13 protein-coding genes are annotated in these 24,357 nt (G+C 34.0%); 11 read left to right on the top strand and 2 right to left on the bottom strand.

Annotated features, from left to right (window positions below; genetic code table 11):
* Nucleotides 1-51: 51 nt before the first annotated feature.
* The 9 genes from C1S72_RS13495 to uvrB all read left to right on the top strand — a co-directional run bounded on the left by C1S72_RS13495 (nucleotide 52) and on the right by uvrB (nucleotide 21,258).
* Nucleotides 52-948 (top strand): ABC transporter ATP-binding protein, encoded by an 897-nt coding sequence (locus C1S72_RS13495; protein WP_104736259.1) that lies wholly within the window; start codon nucleotides 52-54, stop codon nucleotides 946-948.
* 23 nt (nucleotides 949-971) lie between these two features.
* Nucleotides 972-1,796 carry an ABC transporter permease gene (locus C1S72_RS13490; RefSeq protein WP_104736258.1) on the top strand — a complete coding sequence of 275 codons (825 nt, stop codon included), beginning with the start codon at nucleotides 972-974 and terminating at the stop codon, nucleotides 1,794-1,796.
* 27 nt (nucleotides 1,797-1,823) lie between these two features.
* Nucleotides 1,824-5,123 carry a T9SS type B sorting domain-containing protein gene (locus C1S72_RS13485; protein WP_104736257.1) on the top strand — a complete coding sequence of 1,100 codons (3,300 nt, stop codon included), beginning with the start codon at nucleotides 1,824-1,826 and terminating at the stop codon, nucleotides 5,121-5,123.
* Between the two features lie 4 nt (nucleotides 5,124-5,127).
* Nucleotides 5,128-7,575, top strand: a complete 2,448-nt coding sequence (locus tag C1S72_RS13480; RefSeq protein ID WP_230401663.1) for a T9SS type B sorting domain-containing protein — start codon at nucleotides 5,128-5,130, stop codon at nucleotides 7,573-7,575.
* A gap of 6 nt (nucleotides 7,576-7,581) precedes the next feature.
* Nucleotides 7,582-9,975: a T9SS type B sorting domain-containing protein gene (locus C1S72_RS13475; protein ID WP_104736255.1), complete on the top strand. Its 2,394-nt coding sequence runs from the start codon at nucleotides 7,582-7,584 to the stop codon at nucleotides 9,973-9,975.
* A gap of 40 nt (nucleotides 9,976-10,015) precedes the next feature.
* Nucleotides 10,016-11,854 (top strand): gliding motility-associated C-terminal domain-containing protein, encoded by a 1,839-nt coding sequence (locus C1S72_RS13470; RefSeq protein ID WP_104736254.1) that lies wholly within the window; start codon nucleotides 10,016-10,018, stop codon nucleotides 11,852-11,854.
* 90 nt (nucleotides 11,855-11,944) lie between these two features.
* Nucleotides 11,945-16,810, top strand: coding sequence for a T9SS type B sorting domain-containing protein (locus C1S72_RS13465; protein ID WP_230401662.1), 4,866 nt, complete (start codon nucleotides 11,945-11,947; stop codon nucleotides 16,808-16,810).
* Nucleotides 16,811-16,847: 37 nt separating this feature from the next.
* Complete coding sequence (locus tag C1S72_RS13460; RefSeq protein WP_104736253.1) at nucleotides 16,848-19,178, top strand: T9SS type B sorting domain-containing protein; 2,331 nt, start codon at nucleotides 16,848-16,850, stop codon at nucleotides 19,176-19,178.
* Between the two features lie 76 nt (nucleotides 19,179-19,254).
* Nucleotides 19,255-21,258: an excinuclease ABC subunit UvrB gene (gene uvrB, locus C1S72_RS13455; RefSeq protein WP_104736252.1), complete on the top strand. Its 2,004-nt coding sequence runs from the start codon at nucleotides 19,255-19,257 to the stop codon at nucleotides 21,256-21,258.
* Here the strand turns inward: uvrB and C1S72_RS13450 are convergent.
* Entirely contained in the window at nucleotides 21,255-21,656 is a 402-nt protein-coding gene (locus C1S72_RS13450; protein ID WP_104736251.1) for a hypothetical protein, read from the bottom strand. The genes uvrB and C1S72_RS13450 overlap by 4 nt on opposite strands.
* 246 nt (nucleotides 21,657-21,902) lie before the next feature.
* Between C1S72_RS13450 and C1S72_RS13445 the strand changes: the two genes are divergently transcribed.
* The gene (locus C1S72_RS13445) at nucleotides 21,903-22,136 is read left to right on the top strand and encodes a DUF1456 family protein (RefSeq protein ID WP_104736250.1); all 234 of its coding nucleotides are present in this window, start codon (nucleotides 21,903-21,905) and stop codon (nucleotides 22,134-22,136) included.
* A gap of 122 nt (nucleotides 22,137-22,258) precedes the next feature.
* Nucleotides 22,259-22,948 (top strand): phosphoadenylyl-sulfate reductase, encoded by a 690-nt coding sequence (locus tag C1S72_RS13440; RefSeq protein ID WP_104736360.1) that lies wholly within the window; start codon nucleotides 22,259-22,261, stop codon nucleotides 22,946-22,948.
* Between the two features lie 52 nt (nucleotides 22,949-23,000).
* Here C1S72_RS13440 and sucC read toward each other — a convergent pair whose 3' ends face one another.
* A complete protein-coding gene (gene sucC / locus C1S72_RS13435) occupies nucleotides 23,001-24,191 on the bottom strand; it encodes an ADP-forming succinate--CoA ligase subunit beta (RefSeq protein ID WP_104736249.1) in 1,191 nt (396 codons plus the stop codon).
* Nucleotides 24,192-24,357 lie beyond the last annotated feature (166 nt).

The raw sequence follows: 24,357 nt of genomic DNA, 5'->3' as shown, positions 1-24,357 counted from the left end.
CATACTTACAATACCAACCAATACTGAACGTTCAGTTTATAAAAAAATATAATGGATACCATTCTAACTATCAACAATCTTACTAAAAAGTTTGGATACCTAACCGCAGTCAAAGACCTTACATTCACCATAAACAAGGGAAACGTGTATGGTATTTTAGGACCAAACGGAAGTGGGAAATCTACAACATTAGGAATCGTTTTAAATGTAGTGAACAAAACCAGTGGTGACTTTCATTGGTTTGATGGCAATACAACCACACACGATGCATTAAAAAAAGTAGGCGCCATTATTGAACGCCCTAATTTTTACCCATACATGTCTGCATATCAAAATCTTAAGTTAGTTTGTAAGATTAAAGGTGTTGATTATTCTAAAATTGATGAGAAATTAGAATTAGTTGGTCTTATTGAGAGAAAGGATAGTAAATTTCAAACCTATTCATTGGGTATGAAACAGCGACTAGCTATAGCTTCCGCCCTATTGAATGACCCTGAAATCTTGATTTTAGACGAACCAACTAACGGTTTAGACCCTCAAGGAATTCATCAAATACGGTCATTAATTAAACAAATTGCCAGTCAAGGAACCACTATTTTATTGGCTTCACACTTATTAGATGAAGTTGAAAAAGTATGTTCACATGTCGTGGTATTACGCAAAGGCGAAAAACTTTATTCAGGTCGCGTGGATGAAATGATTTCAAGTCATGGTTATTTAGAACTAAAAGCCGAAAATACAGATGAATTGGTTCAGTTTTTAGAAGCTAAAAAAATGTTTGGGAAAATTAAAATTGAAGATGATTTAATTACAGCATTTCTAGACGAACCTATGGATGCCAAATCTGTCAATAAACTGATGTTTGAAAATGGTATTACCTTAACACATCTCGTAAAACGAAAAGAAAGTTTAGAAGAGCAATTTCTACAATTAACAGACAACAACTAACCAATCAATCAAAAAATCATAACATGTTACGACTTCTAAATTTAGAATTACAAAAACTACTCTTAAATAGAACCAGTAAAGTATTAATATTTATATCATTTATTTTACCATTTACTGTTTTAATATTATCATCAATTAAGATTAATTTTTTTGGTTTCTTCACACTTGAATTAGGTGAACTTGGAATTTTCAACTTTCCAATTATCTGGCATATCACTACGTTTTTTGCATCCTATTTTAAATTTTTCTTTGCAATTGTAGTAGTTAGTATGATTGGCAATGAGTATAGCAACAAGACCATAAAACAAAACTTGATAGATGGTTTGAGCAAAAAAGAATTTATTTTGTCAAAATTTTACACGATTGTATTCTTTTCGTTGCTTGCAACTTTACTTATAGCTGTCGCATCATTTCTTATTGGTCTTTACTACTCGAGCTACACCGAAATGAGTATCATTTTTAGAGAAACCGATTTTCTGCTCGCTTATTTTGTCAAATTGGTTGGTTTTTTTAGTCTTTGTTTATTTTTTGGAATGTTATTAAGACGATCAGCTTTTGCTTTGGCATTTTTGTTCGTTCTGTATATTTTAGAATGGATAACATTTGGCGTGATTGCATGGCAAGTTAATGCTAATATGGCTGAAAAAATACAGAACTTTTTCCCACTCAAAGCCATGTATAAACTTATAGATCAGCCCTTTCAAAGAATCATGATAACAAAATTTCCTGACAAGTCTGATTTAATCTATGATTATGCCGTGCATTGGCATGAGATTGCAATCGTTTTGGGTTGGACAGCATTATTTATCTTTTTATCGTTTAGATTATTAAAAAAGCGAGATTTGTGATATATTTGATAGCTATTGCTATTAAATATGAAAAAATTACTTTTTTACATACTTTTTCTATGTTTTACGGTCACTTACAGTCAGCGACAAGCTTCTAACTGGTATTTTGGTGAAAACGCTGGCATTCAGTTTGATGCAAACAATAATGTTAGTGTCTTAAATGATGGTCAGCTAAATACAATTGAAGGGTGTTCTTCTATTTCTGACAATGATGGCAATCTACTTTTCTACACTGACGGTGGAACTGTGTTTACAAGTGAGCATAATGTAATGAGAAATGGCATGGGACTATTAGGTGACGAATCCAGTACACAGTCAGCAATAGTAATCCCCAAACCAAATGACAGTAATATATTCTATATTTTTACAGTTGGTTCCAATCAAACTTCAAATGGAATGAAATATTCTGTTGTTGATATGTCTCGTGAAATGGGACGAGGAGAAGTAATAATCAAAAATGAAAATTTATTATCTCAAAGTGCTGAAAAAATAGCAGCCGTTTTAAAAGATTGTGAAACAGGATCCATTTGGGTTGTGGGTTTATCAGACTTTAGTGGAAATACGAGTTTCTCTATAGATACTTTTCATGCTTTTTTAGTTTCAGAAACAGGTGTGAATACCACTGCCGTTAGATCAAATTTTGATAGGCTTGGTTTTTCTGACAAGCGAGGTTATTTAAAGCTATCTCCTGATGGTACTAAAATGGCTTGTGCCAATGTTGATGATGGACTTTATCTTTTTGACTTTGATGTTAGCACTGGACTTTTTAGCTATAATCAAAGACTAAACATTCCAAGTACTAGTAACCAACCTTATGGCGTTGAATTCTCTCCTAACAGTGAGGTGTTATATGCTACGGCTTCAAATGATAATTTTGGTAATAATTCTGGAAATCCAACTTCACATAGGTCAGTTTTAGTGCAATACGATTTAATGAGTGCTAATATTAACGCCTCTGTTTCTGTAATTGATGATAGAAATTTATTCAGAAGTGCTTTACAATTAGGTCCAGATGGTAAAATTTATAGAACCATGGCAGCAACTTACGATACTGGATTACCATTTTTGAGTACCATTGATAATCCAAATCAATTAGGGTTAGGCTGTAATTATCAACACCAAGCAATTTCTCTAGGCAGCAATAATTCTACACAAGGTTTACCGCCTTTTATAGCCTCCTTCTTTACTGAAAAAATTGATATTATCAATAATGGTCTTGAAACGACAGTTTTACCTCTTTGCATTGGAGACAGCTACACGTTAACATACCAAAATATTCCCGGAGCAACTTATTCGTGGTCTTTAGACGGCAACCCTCTTTCTGAAACTGATAACACTTTAGATATTACAGGTCCAGGAACATATGAATTGGTCATAGATTTAAACAATGGTGATTGCGAATTTTTAGAAGGAGAAGCTATCGTTGAATACTTTGATTATCCTGTTGCAAATCCAGTATCAGATTTATCTGTTTGTGACGATAATAATGATGGTACTTGGGCATTTGATTTATCAATAAAAAATGATGATATACTACTTAATCAAGATTCTACAGTGTACAGCGTTCATTATTTTGAATCCTTTTCTGATGCTCAAAATAATGAAAATGAGATTACCAGTTTATATACTAATACTACTAATCCCTCAACAATATTTGCTCGAATTCATAATAATGGAAATATAAACTGCTATCAAATAACCGATTTTGATGTTGAAGTCTTTAGTTCACCTACAGCAAATACAATTGACACTCAAGAATTATGCGATAATGACGATGATGGCGATGATGCAAACGGACAAATATTAATAGACTTGCAAAGTTTTAATCAGCATGTATTAGGTACGCAAAACCCAACAAATTATACAATCACTTACCACAATTCACAGTCATTTGCAGAAAATGGAGACAATAGTTTACCATTAAATTATTACAACAATATCGCGTTTCAAGAAGAAATATTTGTTAGGATTGAAAACAATTTTAATGAAGACTGTTTTGATGTTACTTCATTTAACATTTTAGTGAATCCAATCCCACAATCTTTTGATGCTGAATTAATTCAGTGTGATGAAGACGGTAACGTTGATGGGTTTACAACATTTAATCTTAATGAAGCTTTTGATGATTTAACAGGAAGTTCTTCAGCTGTTTATGTTGAGTTCTATAATTCCATAAATGATGCAGAAAACAATAACGGCATATTAAACGCTTCAGGTTATAACAATGGATCAAACCCAGAAGTCATTTATGCCAAAGTCATAGATAATGATTCAGATTGTTACAGCATTTCAGAATTAAGGCTAGAAGTCAGTACAACTCAAATCAGTGATTATATAGCGCCTGAAGTTTGTGATGAATTAGACTCTGAAGACGGTATTAATACCTTTGATCTCGATGCAATTACCGCTGCAATTCAAGCTGATAACAGCTTGGTGTTTCCGGTTACCTATTATGAAACCTATAACGATGCGTTATTAGAGCAAAATGAATTATTGTCTCCTTACAATAATACCATACCTTATAATCAAACCATTTTCTCAAGAGTTGAAAATGATAATGCTTGTTATGGTATTGGCGAGGTTATACTTACAGTCAATCCACTTCCAGAAATGGAAGAAGACGAAACACTTTTATATTGTTTGAATGAGTTTCCTACTCCAATAATGATTGATGCTGGTATTTTAAATGATAATCCTTCAAACTATAGCTATAGCTGGTCTTCTGGACAAGACACTTATGAAATTGCAGTCAATCAAACAGGTGTATATACTGTAACATCAACGAATGTTTTTGGATGTTCAAAATCAAGAAATATCACCATTGAACCTTCAAATGTAGCAACCATTGAATCTTTTGAGGTTGTTGATGGCTCAAGCAATAATTCAATAACCGTAATTGTTTCAGGTGAAGGTGAGTATGATTATGCTTTATTTGATGAAAATGGCTTATTCCTTTATTGGCAACCTGAAAATGTATTTACAAATATTCCTCCAGGAATTTATACTGTAAAAGTTAGGGATTTAAAAAACGATTGTGGAATAGTTGAGGAATTAGTTTCAGTCATTGGATTCCCAAAATTCTTTACACCCAATGGTGATGGCAGTAACGATACATGGAATGTAAAAGGTGTTTCTGGCCAATTCCAGCCTGGAACTAAAATTCTGATTTTTGACCGTTATGGCAAATTACTGAAGGAATTGAGCCCTTCCGGACAAGGTTGGGATGGTACTTTTAATGGTACACGACTCCCAGTAAGTGATTATTGGTTTTCTGTCAAACTTCAAGATGGCCGAGTATTTAAAAGTCATTTTACTCTAAAACGATAATCTTTTGAGTTATTTGAAGCCAAAACAACATATGCTATTACTGGCATTTTTAATTGCGGTAACTCACTTACATGCTCAACAACCAACAGATTGTATTAATGCTATAACTGTTTGTGGTGATTCAGAAATAAATCTAGATGTAAACGGTATTGGAACTCAAGAATTATTTGGGTTAAATAATTGTAGTAGTCAAGAAAATAATAGTCTTTGGCTAAAGGTAACATTAGTTACGGATGGAACATTGGGTTTTATATTGACCCCAGAAAGCACCAATATAGTCGAAGATTATGATTTTTTTGTTTTTGGCCCTAATCAAGATTGTAATAATCTTGGACAAGCAATCCGCTGCTCAACAACAAATCCACAAGCAGCTAATCAAGGAAACAACCTTACAGGAATGAATGCGAGTCAAACAGATACTTCAGAAGGTCCAGGAGCTAATGGTAATAGCTTTGTACGGTGGCTTGATGTATTAGCAGGAGAAACTTATTATATCGTAATTGATAGACCAATTGGTAATAGCGCTTTTAATTTAGAATGGATTGGAAGTGCTGAATTTGCAAGTCCACCAATCAATGAATCTGGTTCATCAACAGCATTGAATTTAGAAAAATGTGATACCGACATTCCTTTTGATGATGGTTCTTCTTTATTTGATTTATCTATGAATACAGCAACAATTATTGGCTCACAATCTAATGTTACTATTTCATATTTTGAAAGTGAAAGTGATGCTAATATTAACACAAACGAAATAATTGGATTGTACAGTAATACCACAAATCCACAAGAAGTATATGCTAGACTCACTGATGATACAACAGGTTGTTTTGAAATTATTCCTTTTCTATTAACCGTCAATTCAGGACCAAATTTCACGCAACCAAATGATTATAGGGTTTGTGATAATTTTGAAGATGGAGATGCTACCAATGGTCAAGTAACTTTTGATCTGTCCACAGTTACTTCTGAAATTCTAATGGGTCAAGACGCTTCGCAACTTTATATTTCTTACCACACATCATTAGCCAATGCAAATTCTGGCTCTAATGATTTACCAACCTTTTTTTATAACACCGAAGACAATCAACAAACTATTTTTGTTAGAATTGAGAGTAATTCAAACACAGAATGTTTCAGTACAACTTCTTTTGACCTCATTGTTTTATCTGTCCCTGAAGCATTTAATGCTCAACAAATTCAGTGTAGTGATTCTAATATATCCCAATTCAATCTAAACAATTCGAATAATGAGTTAACTGGAGGTCAAACGCAGTTAGAGACTAAATTTTTCACTAGTCTTTCAGATGCTCTCAATGGAACAAATGAAATAAGTAATCATACAAATTTCACAAATTCATCAGACCCTCAAACTTTATACGTACAAGTAATTGATAATATTACACAATGTTTTAATATTTCAGAACTTACCTTAAGCATAAGTAATACTTCAGTTAATGATTTTCAAATAAGTACTTGTGATGATGATGGCACCGAAGATGGTATTCATATTTTTGATTTAACTGAAGCTGAATCTGGTATATTAGTTGGAGCTCCATCAACCACTACTATTACATATTACGAAACCCTTAATAATGCTACTTTAGAAATAGATCCTTTAAATACTAATTACACTAATACAAATCCTTTTACGCAAGTAGTTTATGCGCGCGTCGAAAACAATGACAACTGTTATGGTATTGCCGAAATTGAATTGATTGTACATGAATTACCTGATATTGAATTGGAAGATTTCAAATATTACTGTCTAAACACCTTTCCTGACACCATCACTATAGATGCTTACATTTTAGACATGACTAATTATAGTTTTTTATGGTCTTCAGGTGAAAACACAGCTACTATTCAAGTAAATGAGCCGGGTTTATACACGGTTGAGGTTATAAATAATCAAACAGGCTGTAGCCAAGTGAGAACTGTAACCGTTGAAGCATCCAATATAGCAACTATAAACACTATTAATGTTGAAGATGCATCTAATAATAATACAGTAACGGTAGTTACAAGCGGAGAAGGAGATTATGAATATGCGCTTTTTAATGAGTATGGTAGTTATACACCTTTTCAGTCAAGTAACGTATTTAATAATGTTTTAGGGGGAATATATACCGTACACGTTCGTGATATTAAAAATGGTTGTGGTATAACTGTTGCTGATGTTTATGTTATTGGATTCCCTAAATTTTTTACACCAAATGGAGATGGCAACAATGATACTTGGAACATAAAAGGCATCTCAAACATACTTCAAGAAAATACCAAAATATTAATATTTGACCGTCATGGTAAATTACTAAAAGAATTATCACCATATAGTTCTGGTTGGGATGGCAACTTTAATGGTCAAAAATTACCCGTAAATGATTATTGGTTTAAAATAACATTAAAAGATGGGCGTTCTTTTAAAAACCATTTCTCTTTAAAAAGATAATAAATAGTGGAAACAATTTTTAAATATATAAATTTTTCAGTTTTTCTATTCATCACTTCTTTTGGCCTCTCCCAAAATCAAGCTTCAAATTGGTATTTTGGTCAAAATGCTGGATTAAGTTTTGGACTTGGTTATCCTGCGCCGCTTGAAAACGGACAACTTGTTACCGAAGAAGGTTGTTCAACAATTTCTGATGGTCAAGGAAATTTACTATTCTACTCTGATGGTATTACTGTTTGGAATAAAAATCATCAGGTTATGCAAAATGGAACAGATTTGCTTGGTGACGAATCCAGTACTCAATCCGCTTTAATTGTGCCAAAACCAGGAAGCGATAATATTTATTACATTTTTACAGTTGATGATAGAGCTGGTAATGGTGGCTTACGTTTCTCCGAAGTCAATATGCTTTTAAATAATGGTCTTGGTGGTGTTACTTCTAATAAAAACATAGAGCTTGAAAATCCCTCAACTGAAAAAATTACGGCCGTTGAAAGCTCCAATGGTACTGATATCTGGGTTATTGGGCATAAATGGGAAAGCAATGAATTTGTTGCTTTTTTAGTCACAGACACAGGCATAAACACAAGTCCTATTATTAGTTCCATTGGGTCTTTTCATGGTGGTGATGGAAACAATACAATAGGTTATTTAAAAGCATCCCCAGACCGCTCTAAAATTGTCTCTGTAAAATCATATGATAACAGTGAAACTCAAATTTTTGATTTTAATGCTACTACAGGAATTTTGTCAAACCCCATTACAATCTCAAATTATACTTCAGATAATATCGGTGCCTATGGGTGTGAGTTTTCCCCTGATAGCAAATTATTATACATTTCAGAAATAGATTTAGACAATGATGTTTCAAAAATTCATCAATATGATTTAACACAAACTAGTGAAAATGCTATAATTAATTCTGACATAATTATAGCAGAGGAACAAAATACTAACCTTGGAGCTTTACAACAAGCAGTAGATGGTAAAATTTATATTGCAATTCAAAATGCAAACTATTTAGGAGTAATTTCAAATCCAAATGAAATTGGCCTTAACTGTAACTATCAGTTTTTTGGTGTAAATTTAGGAACAAGAACTAGTCGCCTTGGGCTCCCTCCTTTTATACAATCATACTTTTTTGCAACTAACATATTTAATAACACCTGTTTTGGTGATTCCACAGAGTTCTCTATTAATACCCAAACTACAATTGATAATATTTTATGGGATTTTGGGGATCCTGCTTCTGGATCAAACAATACTGCAACAGAATTAAACCCTACTCATGTTTATACAAGCCCGGGTGAGTTTCTCATAACTATAACTCTTGAAAGTGAAGGACAAACACAACTTATATATAGAAATATTACTATTTCTGAACAACCCGAACCATTAGATTTAGACCCCTTACTTGGCTGTGAAGACAGCAATGGTTTTGCAACTTTCAATTTAATTTCAGCTATTCCAGATGATATTAATTCCAATCCAAATATTGGTGTAACATTTTATGAATCACTTCAAGATGCTGAAGATAGACAAAATACTATAGTAAGCGTTAATAATTTTGAAAATACAAGTGGATTGCAAACTCTGTATGTAAGATTACAAAATATATTAAGTGTTGATTGTTACAGCATTAGTGAATTAGAACTAATTACTGCTTTAAGACCAATAGTTGAAGAATTTGACACCGCTTTTTTCTGTGAAAATAATCCTGGGGATTCTGTTACTATTGATGTAGGTCCATTAGAAGATAATTTAACCGATTATAATTTTTTATGGTTAGAATCTCAAGAGACAACTCCAGAAATTATGGTTCAAAGCCAAGGTAACTATACGGTTAGAATTACACCTATTTCTACTATATCTGCTCAAAACCCAGATGGTTGTTATGCCGAACGTGTAGTAACCGTCAGTTCTTCGAGTATTGCAACAATAAATAATGTGGTTGTTAACTTTGGAAATACTATTACTGTTTTTGTTAGTGGTATTGGCGATTATGAATTCGCTGTTGATGATATTAACGGTCCTTATCAAGATAGCTCACAATTCACCAATTTAGAACCAGGAGTTCACACAGTTTACGTAAGAGATAAAAATGATTGTGGTATTGCCGAAAACCAATTCTCAATTATTGGTTTCCCAAAAGTGTTTACACCAAATGGCGATGGCACCAATGATGTATGGCAAGTAAAAGGATTAATAGCACAGTTTCAACCCAATGCCAAAATTTATATTTTCAACCGCTATGGCAAATTGATGAAGGAACTATTACCAACTAGTGTGGGATGGGATGGCACTTTCAATGGTAACCCATTGCCAACAGGAGGATATTGGTTTTCTGTTCAGCTTCAAGATGGAAGTATCTATAAAGATCACTTTACTTTAAAGCGATAATTACTTAAATATCGTAAATTTAAACTGTAACAAAATCTGTATGTCACGGTTTAATATCTTACTACTATTAATCAGTCTTTTTACTGGACATTTATACTGTCAAGAAATTTCATTATTTCAACAATTTAATGGTCGGTATGATTATACTGCCATTGGTAATACATTAAATGAATCTGAAAACAATATTGAGCGCGATTTTTGTGAATTACTACCTCAATCGGAAGCCGAACTAACTCTGGATTCTAACACCAATGTAATAGCTGCTTTTTTATACTGGGCTGGATCAGGCAGTGGTGACGAACAAGTTACACTAAATGAAGAATACATTGAAGCTGATGGCATTTATACGGTTGACTATAACGATCCAAATTATGGGCTACTCACCTACTTTGCTTGCTATACAGACATAACCCACTACATTCAGTCAACAGGAAATGGCACATATACCTTTTCAGATTTAGATATCTCTGTACCGCTTTCCAGTAATCCTGGATATTGCGGCAACCGAACCAATTTTGGTGGCTGGAGCATTTATGTGATATATGAAGATGACAACCTGCCTTTAAATCAAATTAATCTGTTTCAAGGATTAGACATTATAAACAGAAATGTACAAGAAAAGATTATTACATTGGAAAACATCAATGTATTGGATAATAATGGAGCCAAAATCGGATTTTTAGCTTGGGAAGGTGACTCTGCTCTTAATTTTGGTGAATCCCTTTCCATAAACAATAATATAATCTCCAATCCACCGCTAAATCTTGCTGACAATGCTTTTAATGGCACCAATACATTCACGAATAGTGATGAATTTTATAATTGTGATCTTGATGTTTACGAAATAGAAAATAATATTAATATTGGTGATACTTCAGTTGAAATAAGATTAACAACTGGTGAAGAAATTGGAGGTATCATCTTTGCAGATCTTATCATTCTAAATAATGTCATAACGGTTTTAAATAGTCAACTTCCAGATGCCACGATACAAATTGACAATATTGAAACGGTTTGCGCTTCAAGAGAAGTAACAGTTGATTTTACAGTTTACAATGTTAATTCAACTGAAATACTACCAGCCAATACACCAATTGCCTTTTACGCAGATACACAATTGATTGCTTCAAGCCAAACCATTAACGATATTCCCATAGGAGGAAATGAAAGCAATAGCATAATAGTTGTCATTCCTGACGGAATTCCTGAAAACTTTATTTTAAATATTATGGTAGATGACGATGGCTCTGGAAATGGTATTGTAATAGAACTGAACGAATTAAACAACACCACCAACACACCTATTGAACTCATACCATTACCTGAAATTCAACCTTTAGAACCTCTTTTAGGTTGTGATGTCGGTTTCAATACCGCTGTTTTTGATTTAACAACCAAAGAAAATGATATAACTTTTAACTCACCTGATGATGTTAGTTATTACAACACTTTAGAAGATCTTCAAAACAGTACAAGTGCAATACTGATTCCAGATAACTATCAGAATACAACACTACCAGAATTTATTTACATACGAGTAGAAACTGAAATTTGTTTTGAAATTTACCGGTTTGAATTGCTTGTTGAAAATTGTCCGCCATATGTACCTGAAGTCTTCACACCCAATAATGATGGTTATAACGACTGGTTTAACATACAAGGGTTGTATGATATTTTTGAGAGACATCAATTACTTATTTACAACCGTTGGGGATCACTCATATTTGAGGGAAACAACGATTTACGATGGGATGGTAGAGCCAACAGAGGACTGACAAATCAAGGTGATTTATTACCAGTAGGTACTTATTATTATGTACTACATTTAAACGATACTAATTACAAACCATTAACTGGATTTGTGTATATGACGTATTAGCGCAATTAAAATTACGCATTTCATCGATATTTTTTGCGTTTTGTCGTTTTTTTGATTAGGTTTACATCCGAAAACCCAACAAATCGAAACGTGAAAAATTACATTAATCCCTACTCCCTCAACAAACTAACGTTTTGTTCTCTTTTATTAAGTCTATTTCTCGGGTTTAATCAGGACGCTTTAGGGCAACAAATAGCTATTGATAATAGCGTTTCAGTACAAGAACTTATCCAAAATAGATTGATTCAAGGTTGTGTGGAGGTTTCAAATATCACATCAAATAGTAATGGTTCTATAAATGGATTAGGAAGCTTCGGGTATTTTGAACGTGCCAATTCTAACTTTCCTTTTGAAAATGGCATACTACTATCAACGGGTAATGCTAATTCAGCTGGTAATACAACTAATGCTAACACGTTAAACGATGGCGAAACTAATTGGGGCACTGATGCCGATTTAGAAAATGCGTTGGGTATTTCAAACACCTTAAATGCTACGTCCATTGAATTCGATTTTGTATCTGTTACCAATCAGGTACAATTCAATTATATTTTAGCTTCAGAAGAATATTTTGCCAATTATCCATGTGAGTATTCAGATGGTTTCGCATTTCTAATTAAAGAAGCAGGAACTGCAAATCCCTATGAAAATGTAGCTTTAATCCCAGGCACTTCTACGCCGGTTAATACTAATACCATTCATGAGGAAATTGTAGGTTTTTGTGAGGCCTCAAATGAAACTTACTTCGAAGGTTATAATTTAGGAGACACCAATTTTAACGGAAGAACAACCGTACTTACTGCCTCAGCTAGTATTCAACCCAATGTACAATATCATATTAAATTAGTCATTGCAGATCAAACCGATGAAAATTTTGATTCTGCCGTTTTTATTCAAGGCAATAGTTTTAATGCTACTGTAGATCTTGGGCCAGACATTACAACATGTGCCGAAGACATTGAATTATCAGCAGATACACAAAACAACCTGGCAACTTACGCTTGGTTTCATAATGGTAATCTTATTACAAGTGAAACGAATCCTAACTTAGTTGTAACCAGTAGTGGTTCTTATACTGTTCAAATTTCAATTCCAATTAATAATACAACTTGCGAAATTGAAGATACCGTTGAAATTACTTTAAACTCTGAACAATCTGCCGAAAATATTAGTGATTATGAAGTTTGTGACGACCCAAGTAATGATAGCATCGAAACCTTTGATCTAAGCTTAAAGGACAATGAAGTCCTGAATGCTGTACCGAGCTCCAATTACAATATTAGCTATCATTACTCGCAAAATGAAGCCGAGAGTAACACCAATACGATTACGTCTAGTATTCAGAATTCCAGTAATCCGCAAACTATTTTTGTAAGAATTGAAGATATTGATAACGGCTGTTTGGCTTATGCATCATTTAATCTTATTGTTAATCCATTACCAACGATTACCGAACCTACACAATTGGATGTTTGTGACGATGCTACTTCAGATGGTTTCACCTCAATAGATTTAACTATCAAAAATGACGAAATCACTAATGGAAATACGAACCTTTTGGTTTCATACCATTACTCACAGGAAGATGCGGATGCAGGAATTAATGCCGTACCTACTCCTTATGTCAATACCAATCAAACAGAGCAACTATTTATTAGAATTATTGATGCCAATACGGGATGCACGACAACAACATCACTAGTGGTTAATGTGCTTGACAATCCATTCATTAATAATGAGACACAAGTAATTGATGCTTGTGAACAAGATGGTGATGGTTTTGAAACATTTGATTTAACATCGGTTATAGACGATGTGCTTCAAGGTACAACAGGTGTCTCAACGTCATTTCACACAAGTTATGAAGATGCACAGTCTGGCGACAATCCGATAAGTGATATTGAAAATTACGAAAACACCGTACCCAATGTTCAAACAATCTTTATTAGAGTTGTTGATGACAATACAGGTTGCATCTCGATATCTAATATAGAATTACACGCCAATATATTAGAGTCTGGAACCAATATCAGAAATTTTTATCGTTGCGATGATGCTTCAAACGATGGTGTTGAAACATTTAATCTTGAAAATATTGCTGATAATATTACCAATAATTTAGAAAATGTAAACATTATTTTTTTTGAAACCGAGACAGATAGAGGCAACAATGTAAATCCCATTGACCAATCCGTTCCTTATGAGGTCACAAACAGTCCTCATCAACTCTTTGTAACGGTCTTTAGTGATGATTGTACGTATTTTTCGGATATCAGTTTAATTATCCACCCAGCTGTTATCATCCCAACTTTAGACCCAGTTGCTTACTGTGACAATGATGACGATGGTTTGACTTCAATAGAATTAGCAACCTTTGATGCTTATGTAAGTTCTAGTATTAATAACCCTAATGTTTCTTACTTCTTAACACAGGAAGATGCTGAAAACAACGAAAATCAATTATCGCCTTTCTATAACAATATCAGTAATCCACAAACAATCTACGTACGCGTGGTAAGTAATGATACCAATTGTAGTGATGTGGCACCATTAGAAATTGAAGTATTATTGGCTCCAACTATTTCAGATGCTTCAAACATTGTCATTTGTGATAATGACCAAGATGGCTTTTCAATAGTTAATTTAGATACTAAAATTTCAGAAATAGTTACTGACACCAATGGTTTAAACATCAGTTTCCATACGTCCCAAACGGATGCAGAAAGCGATAGTAATGCAATAACAAATACAAGCACATACAATACTAATTCACAAACCATCTATACGCGAATAGAAAACCAAAATACGGGTTGCTATGCATTAGAAACATTTGAAATATACGTCAACACCATTCCTGTTTTTCCTGAAATCTCCAATTTTAGAAATTGTGAAAGTGATGGTAATCAAATTGCTGATTTTTATTTTATCGAAAAAGATGCAGAAATATTGAACGGACAAACGGGTAAACAAGTCCTATATTTTGAAACGGAAACCGATGCTATAAATCGAACGAATGAAATAGATAAAAATAACGCTTATCAAAACAACTCAAATCCACAAACTATATTTGCACGTGTTGAAAATCTAACAGACGAAACATGTTTTGGCGTAGACAGTTTTACTATTGAAGTTGGTTCATTACCAGTTTATAATCCACCGTTGGATGTCTATTTATGTGATAATATATCGAATGATGGCCAGGAAGAATTTGATCTTCATCAAGTGGTTTTAGATATGTCTCAAGGCAGTACAGATAGTTTGAGCATTACTTTCTATAATAGCTTTGAAAATGCTGAAAATCAACAAAATGAATTACCTTTAAACTACACCAATCAAACGAATCCGCAACAAATTTATGCACGTATTGAGAACGGCACCTATTGTCATGGTATAGCCGAATTTGGTCTAAATGTTATTCAAGTGCCACTAGTTAATATGGCTTCAGCTATGGAGCAATGCGACACAGATTATGATGGTTCTGTAACCTTCGATTTAACGGTTTCTGAAATTGAAGTTTTAGATATCAGACAGGATGATATTGTAGTTACCTATCACGAATCTATTGAAGATTTAGAATCAGGTAGCAACTCAATTTCGAATCCAAGTAATTACAATAATATTACTAATCCGCAAACCGTTTATATCAAAATAACCAATACGGTTTCCAATTGTTATGTGACCATTCCATTGGATTTGATAGTTAATCTACCACCTACAATCAACGATATTGGTAACTACCCTATTTGTGAAAACGATACCAACAGTTTTGATTTAAACGAAACATTGGATGCTCTTATTGGAAATCAAGAACATATAGCTGTTTCATTTTACAGTAACCAAACTGATGCCAATAATACTCAAAATGCATTATCTGAAAATTACACCTACACCAGTAGTATTGACACCATTTTTATTAGAGCTGTCAACACGCAAACGGGTTGTATTGCCATAGACAGTTTCAATTTAAGAGTCAATCCAACACCAAATGCGGTTAGACCTCCAAATTTAGAAGCTTGCGATGATGATTACGATAGCATGCTGGTTTTTGATTTATCAGTTCAAACCTCATTAGTTTTGGGCAGTCAAAATCCAAGTTTATTCACCGTTTCCTATTTTGAATTGGAAGAAGAAGCCGTTGACAATTTGAATGCCATTGCAGATTTAATTTATTTCGCTTTTAACGAGCAAACTATATATGTTCGTGTAGAAAATAATCAAACAGGTTGTTTTAATATTACCAACTTTGAAACCATTATTTTTAGAAAACCAGATGTCAACATTCCAGATCAAACAGTTTGTTTGGATAATCTTCCGTTAGTGGTTTCAGCGGATACCGGTTTTGATACGGACACATATCAATGGTCAACAAATGCAACGGCATCAGAAATTGAAATAACTGAAATAGGCACCTACTCGGTAACCACAACCTCTATTAATGGCTGTACAACCACAAGTACATTCAACGTCATTGAATCAGAACAAGCTACCATTGAGTTTACCGAAACAGTTGATTTTGCTGACCCCAACAATATTACCGTTACCATAAGTGGCATCGGAAACTATATGTATATATTGGATAATGGTGTCCCACAGGAATCTAATGTGTTTTATAATGTATCATTAGGTCCGCACACTATTGAAGTTTACGATTTAAATGGCTGTGCATCGGCCATAAAGGAAATTGTGATTATCGATACACCTTTATTCTTCACACCAAACCAAGACGGTCAAAATGACTATTGGCATATTACTGGTGTGAATCAGTTAGCAGGAACCATCGTGCATATTTATGATAGATATGGTAAACTTCTCAAGACCTTACCTCACACTTCCATTGGTTGGGATGGGACTTATAATGGTAACCCAATGCCATCAAACGATTACTGGTTTTTAGCTAAAGTTGTTAAAGATGATATTAAATTTGAAGTTAAAGGGCATTTTGCTTTAAAAAGATAGTTAGTTAATCCCTATCTTTGCATTCCAATTGCATGGAATGAAGAACTACTGGTTTTTATTGGCTTTAATCACGTCTTTAGTATCGTGGTCCCAAAATGTACTGGTAGACGCACAAACCTATTCGCCACAACAACTTATCGAAGATATTTTGGTAGATAGCAATTGTATTACAAACGTGAATGTTACCAACGTTGTAGGCGGTGATTTCGGTGGTTCCGATTTAAGTTATGGTTATTTTGACGCTTCAGGCAGCAGTTTTCCGTTTCAAAGTGGAGTGGTACTGTCAACTGGGAGATTAAATAATGTCCAAGGCCCAAATACCTCCTTAAGTGATGATGACGCACCTAATTGGGTTGGAGACAATGATTTGGAAAGCGTGCTTCAAGACAGTAATACTTTAAACGCTACAATAATAGAATTCGATTTTGAAGCCGTTGCCAATCAAATTAGTTTTAGATATATATTTGCTTCCGAAGAATATCAGGAAGGCAACAACAATACCTGTCAATATTCTGACCTCTTTGGTTTTTTAATTCGTCCATCAGGTACAACCCAATACGAAAATATTGCGATAGTTCCAGGAACAGACACACCTATTAAAGTCACCACAGTCCACTCTGGAATTCCAGGAAGTGGTGGTTGCGACCCTATTAACGAAGCTTATTTTGGCAGCTGGAATGATAGCAGTGCTCCTATTAATTTTAATGGACAAACAACCGTTTTAACTGCAGTAGCTGATGTAATTCCAGACGCAACGTATCATGTAAAATTAGTTATTGCAGATCATGTAAATTATCGCTATGATTCTGCTGTGTTTTTAGAGGCTGGTAGTTTTCAATTAACATCTGATTTAGGTCCAGACCGGCTCATTGCCAATTATAACGCCTTATGCCCTGACGAAACTTTAGAACTTGATGCGACACAAGCCAATGCTGATAACTATACGTGGTTCCAAAATGGTGTAGAGTTAGCGGCTGAAACCAATGCCACCTTTGAAGTTGACCAACCTGGCAGTTATGAGGTAGAAGTGACAATAAATGGCACCTGCATTGCTTATGGTGCTATTGAAATTGAATATGCGTCAGACCCTATAGTTTTCGACACAACATTAGTAGCTTGTGATATAGATTTTGATGGTTTTACAACTTATAATTTGTGGAATACAGTTGCTGACATTACTGATAATGATCCTAATTTATCAATTGTCGATTTTTTTGAAACGCAAGCAGGTGCGGAAGGTTCGGATGCTGGGCTTATTGCAAATCCATCCAGTTACGACAACACCAGTATTGGCCAAACTGTTTATGCCAGAGTCGTTAATCGTAATGGTTGTATTTCTGTTGCTGAAGTCATACTCGATATTGCCAATAATCCTGTTTCATTAGATACATTTCCTGCATGTGATGACAACAATGATGGCATTACTGTATTTAGTATTGTGGATTTGGAAAACCATATTTTAAGCAATCCTGATGTGCCCAATACGGCTAACATCACATTTTATGCTTCGGAAGCCGATTTAATCAATCAAAGCAATCCCATAATCAATGGTTATGAGAATCTTAATAATCCGTATTCCGATGAGTTATTTGTTCAAATAAGTAATAACAATAATTGTTTTGCATATACCACATTACAAGTAGTGGTTTTTGATAGTCCTGAAATAGCACTAGATGAGTCCGCTATCTATTGCCTAAATGAATATCCACAAACAATCACTTTAGAGGCAGGCACATCTAATCAAAACAACCTGACCTACCAGTGGTTTTTAAACGGAACTGACTTACAAATAACTTCTGAAAACATTCAAATTAATGAAGTAGGAACTTATACGGTTGTTGCAACCAATCCAAACAATTGTTCAATAAGTAGGGACATTCTAGTCAACCCTTCTAATATTGCCACAATCGAGAATATTGAAGTAAATGATGGTGTTGAAAACAATACCATTACTGTTTCAGTTTCAGGCGAGGGTGATTATGAATATGCTTTAGACAATGGTGTTTATCAAGATGAGCCATTTTTTGATAATGTTTTGGCTGATACGCATGTACTGTTAATTCGTGACAAAAATGGTTGCGGTGTAATCACAGAAGAAGTTGCTGTTTTTGGTTTCCCAAAATTCTTTACACCAAATGGCGATGGAATTAATGACACCTGGAATCCAAAAGGCATCAGTGCCAAAACCATAGCGGTAAGGATCAAAATATTTGACCGATATGGTAAGTTGCTTAAAGAAATTAATGCATCTGATAGTAGTTGGGATGGTACCTTTAATGGCAAACCTCAAATTACAGATGATTATTGGTATCAAGCGGTTTTACCAAACGGTAAAACTTTCAATGGTCACTTTACACTGAAAAGATAAATAATCAATTGCACGGGTTTTTATACTCATAAAGAATAAGTAAATTAGTCCTTCAGAATAACCTGAAAACCTTGCTATGAAATTCAAAATAGAATCGGAATTTAAACCTACTGGCGATCAACCTCAAGCCATTTCTCAATTGGTAGATGGTATATCTGAAAACGAAAAGTATCAAACCTTGCTTGGTGTTACAGGTTCTGGTAAAACCTTTACGGTTGCCAATGTGATTCAGGAAGTTCAAAAACCAACATTGGTCTTGGCTCACAACAAAACGTTGGCAGCACAATTATATTCAGAGTTTAAACAGTTCTTTCCAAACAATGCGGTTGAATATTTTGTTTCCTATTATGATTATTACCAACCCGAAGCTTATATTCCAGTTTCTGGTGTTTACATAGAAAAAGATCTTTCCATCAACGAGGAAATAGAAAAAATGCGTTTAAGTACGACTTCTTCACTCCTATCTGGTCGGCGAGATGTTTTGGTTGTAGCATCCGTTTCTTGTTTATATGGTATTGGTAATCCTGTGGAATTTCAGAAAAATGTGATTACCCTAAAACGGGACCAAGTTATTTCAAGAACGAAACTCTTGCATCAATTGGTGCAAAGTTTATACTCGCGAACTGAAGCCGAATTTAATCATGGTAACTTCAGAATAAAAGGTGATACGGTTGATATTTTCCCTAGTTATGATGATCACGCCTTTCGCATTCATTTTTTTGGTGATGAAATTGAAGATATTGAAGCCTTTAATATTCAAACCAATGAGGTCATTGAAAAGTATGACCGACTCAATATCTATCCAGCCAATATGTTTGTGACCTCACCTGAAGTCTTACAAAATGCTATAAAAGACATTCAAGATGATTTGGTTAAGCAATATGATTATTTTAAAGACATTGGCAAGCATCTTGAAGCCAAACGATTGAAAGAACGTACGGAGTTCGATTTGGAGATGATTCGTGAACTAGGTTATTGCTCTGGCATTGAAAATTACTCGCGTTATTTGGATGGTAGGCAACCAGGTACCAGACCGTTCTGTTTATTGGATTATTTCCCAGATGATTATTTAATGGTGGTTGATGAAAGTCATGTAACCATTTCACAAGTACATGCTATGTATGGAGGCGACAGAAGTCGAAAAGAAAATTTAGTAGAATACGGGTTTAGGCTTCCTGCCGCTATGGATAACAGACCACTTAAGTTTGAAGAGTTTGAAGCGCTTCAAAATCAAGTGATTTATGTCAGCGCAACACCAGCTGATTACGAACTTCAAAAAACGGATGGTGTTTATGTGGAACAAGTTATTCGCCCAACCGGATTGTTAGATCCGATAATTGAAGTGAGACCTAGTCTAAATCAGATAGACGATTTAATTGAAGAAATTCAACAACGCGTGGAAAAAGACGAGCGTACCTTGGTAACCACATTAACCAAACGCATGGCGGAAGAATTAACCAAATATTTAGCACGTATTCAAATTCGTGTGAGATATATTCACAGTGATGTAGATACGTTAGAACGCGTAGAAATTATGCAGGATTTACGTAAAGGTTTATTTGATGTGTTGGTCGGTGTTAATTTATTGCGTGAAGGATTAGATTTGCCAGAAGTATCATTGGTTGCCATTCTAGATGCTGACAAAGAAGGATTTTTACGTTCCACCAGATCATTGACACAAACGGTTGGAAGAGCAGCTAGAAACTTAAACGGTAAAGCTATTATGTATGCGGATAAAATAACTAAAAGCATGCAAAAAACCATTGACGAAACCAACTATAGAAGAGAAAAGCAAATACAATACAACACAGATAACAATATAAAGCCGAAAGCCCTAAATAAAAGTTTAGATAATGCCCTATCAAAAAATTCGGTTAGTACGTATAGTTATGAATTGGAAGCCGCCAAAGCTGCAGAACCAGAAAGTGACTATTTAACCAAAAGTCAATTGGAAAAGAAAATTCGTGAAAAACGTAAAATGATGGAAACAGCAGCAAAAGCACTAGACTTTTTAGAAGCCGCTAAATTTAGAGACCAAATAAAAGCCTATCAAACAAAATTAGAAAAGTTAAAAATCTAATTGTATTGAACCCTAAAAATATCTATTAATACGTCTGGTGGCACTATTTTGTTTGGAAAACTCTCCATTAAATAGAGTACCTTATTAATAGACTCATGACTTAATCCCATACGCAAACCGAAATTATGCAGTTTGGTTTTATTTTTCGGGCTATTTTCATCATCAATGTTCATTAATAAAACTAATCTATGAAACTGAACAATACGTTCGCTATGCGATTCTAAATGAATATAATTTATAGGATGTTCAATCAAATAATCAAAATCCTCTCTAGAGATGTCCAATTGCTTCGCTATCGCCAAAAGAAAATTATACTCAATAGGTTTTAGGTGACTTTCATTCTTTGCAAATGAAATCATTTCAGATAGGAGGCTCAATTTTTCAACCCTGTTTATCATTAGAGGAATGGATTATTAATTAGTGATATAAAGATACGTAGATAGATGATTTAATAATCCGTTATAAATTGTAACTTGTCGAAAAATCACGTGCTTTTAATCGATATTTTCCTACATTTACTCAAAACAAAGTATTTAACTTGCTGAAATTAAGCACTTTAATTTATTTTGGCGTTTCGTCGATGAATTCCGTTTTGTAGATTTTAGTAGGTGTTTTATTATAATTAAAGTAACAAGAAAAATTAAATGACTAATAACGATATTTTTAAAAAACTTCGAGTGGCTTTACAATTGCGTGATGATGAAATTGTAAAGATTTTAGAATTGGTAGATTTTAGAATTTCAAAAAGCGAGTTAGGTGCTTTCTTTAGAAAAGAAGATCATCCAAAGTATGTAGAATGTGGTGATCAGATTTTGCGTAATTTCTTGAATGGATTAGTGATTCATTTAAGAGGGCCTAAACCTAAAAAGAAACCATAAATTGAGTCTTCAACCAAAACGCACTAAAAAACGCCAAAAAATTAGTTTCTTTCTTTTATATCTTATCATAACCTAGTATTTTTGCGTAAAACAGACAAATTTGTCCTAAATTAATATTTGTGATATCTACACCTCATTCAAAAACCCTATTCACAGAACAAGACATTCAAAAACTCAATAAAAAATACAAGCCATTATCAGCTTGTCAACGTATTGAAACCTTATATCAAGATTTTGATTTGGATGAAATCATGCTCACGAGTTCCTTCGCTGCAACTTCTGCATTTTTGTTAAAACTGGTTTCTGATGTCAATAAAAACCAAGAAGTATTTTTTATTGATACAGGTTATCATTTTGATGAAACTTTAGATTATAAAGAAAAGCTAAAAGCAGTATATGGTCTTAATGTAAAATCAATTGGAGCCCTAAAAGAAGAACATTTATTTACATTGAAAGATGAGACATGGAAAAAGAATCCAGACTTTTGTTGCTCAATAAATAAGGTAAGACCTTTAGACATTTTAAAGAAACAATATAATATTTGGGTTTCTGGTTTAATGAAATGGCAAAGCGACCATAGATCTACTTTAGATATTTTTGAACTTCGTGGTGACATTTTGAAGTTCTATCCTTTATTGGATATCACAAAAGAGAGTCGTGACGCATATATAAAAAAACACAACTTACCATTTCATCCATTAGTAGCCAAAGGCTATCATTCTATAGGTTGTAAACATTGTACAGTTCCTGGTGAAGATCGCAGTGGTAGATGGAACAACAATCCAAAAACCGAATGCGGATTACATCTTTAAATAAAAAAGCTCTCAAAAATGAGAGCTTTTTTATTTATTATGGTTTCAAATTTTAAGATAAAACCTGTTGTACTTTATCAGCTGCTTCTTGAAATTCAGTAGCGCTCATCACATCCAATCCAGAATTATCAATTAATTCCTTTGCAATGTCTGCATTCGTACCTTGTAAACGTACTATGATAGGCACATTTATGGTTCCCATGTTTTTATAAGCATCAATAACACCTTGAGCCACACGGTCACAACGAACAATACCACCAAATATATTAATTAGAATAGCCTTAACTGCTGGATCTTTTAAAATGATTTTAAATGCAGCCTCTACTCTAGCCGCATCAGCAGTACCTCCAACATCTAAAAAGTTAGCTGGCTCACCACCTGCTTGCTTAATTAAATCCATGGTAGCCATTGCAAGTCCAGCACCATTAACCATACAGCCAACGTTTCCATCTAAATCTACATAGTTCAATCCAAGCTCTCCAGCTTCAACTTCAATAGCACTTTCCTCTCTTATATCACGTAAATCAAGATAATTTTTGTGTCTGTAAAGCGCATTATCATCGATCGTTACTTTAGCATCAACAGCCATTATTTTGTTATCACTCGTCTTTAAAACCGGATTGATTTCAAATAAAGATGAATCAGATTCTACATAAGCCGTATATAAAGCAGTAACAAATTTTGTCATCTCCTTAAATGCCATTCCTGACAAACCTAAATTAAAAGCAACACGTCTAGCTTGAAAAGGCATTATTCCAACTGATGGATCAATTTCTTCAGTAAATATTAAATGTGGTGTTTCTTCTGCAACTGTTTCAATATCCATACCACCTTCAGTAGAATACATAATCATATTACGACCTGTACCACGATTTAATAAAACGGACATGTAAAATTCACTTGTTTCACTTTCTCCTGGATAGTAAACATCTTCGGCTATTAACACCTGATGCACACGCTTACCTTCGGCTGAAGTTTGTGGTGTCACCAAATTCATTCCAATAATTTGACCAGCAATTTCTTCAACTTCCTTAAGGTTTTTGGCTAATTTAACACCGCCACCTTTTCCACGACCACCTGCGTGCACTTGAGCCTTTATAACATGCCAACTAGTACCTGTTTCATCAGTCAATTGTTTAGCAGCAGCAACTGCTTCTTGAGGGTTTTGTGCAACAATACCTCTTTGAATGCGCACGCCAAAACTATTTAATATTTCTTTTCCTTGATATTCGTGTAAGTTCATCTTTTAATCCATATTTAAAGTGCCACAAAAGTAATCATCCTATTACTTTTTACCAATAAATTTTAAAGGAAGTATTAACGCTCTTTTTAATTGACTGAATTTTGATATAAATCCCTAGAGATTCTAGCTACAATCCAAAAATACTTTTTAGTTTTGCGAATCTTAA

This window comes from Hanstruepera ponticola (assembly GCF_002940745.1).
Taxonomy (GTDB): domain Bacteria; phylum Bacteroidota; class Bacteroidia; order Flavobacteriales; family Flavobacteriaceae; genus Hanstruepera; species Hanstruepera ponticola.
The sequence above is the reverse complement of the archived record's forward strand: the minus strand, read 5'-3'. Positions and strand labels throughout refer to the sequence as shown.

Coding starts and splice junctions, on each gene's coding strand:
- C1S72_RS13460 (WP_104736253.1), top strand. CDS start 16,848: ATGAAGAACTACTGGTTTTTATTGGCTTTAATCACGTCTTTAGTATCG.
- C1S72_RS13445 (WP_104736250.1), top strand. CDS start 21,903: ATGACTAATAACGATATTTTTAAAAAACTTCGAGTGGCTTTACAATTG.
- C1S72_RS13485 (WP_104736257.1), top strand. CDS start 1,824: ATGAAAAAATTACTTTTTTACATACTTTTTCTATGTTTTACGGTCACT.
- C1S72_RS13490 (WP_104736258.1), top strand. CDS start 972: ATGTTACGACTTCTAAATTTAGAATTACAAAAACTACTCTTAAATAGA.
- uvrB (WP_104736252.1), top strand. CDS start 19,255: ATGAAATTCAAAATAGAATCGGAATTTAAACCTACTGGCGATCAACCT.
- C1S72_RS13470 (WP_104736254.1), top strand. CDS start 10,016: ATGTCACGGTTTAATATCTTACTACTATTAATCAGTCTTTTTACTGGA.
- C1S72_RS13450 (WP_104736251.1), bottom strand. CDS start 21,656: ATGATAAACAGGGTTGAAAAATTGAGCCTCCTATCTGAAATGATTTCA.
- sucC (WP_104736249.1), bottom strand. CDS start 24,191: ATGAACTTACACGAATATCAAGGAAAAGAAATATTAAATAGTTTTGGC.
- C1S72_RS13495 (WP_104736259.1), top strand. CDS start 52: ATGGATACCATTCTAACTATCAACAATCTTACTAAAAAGTTTGGATAC.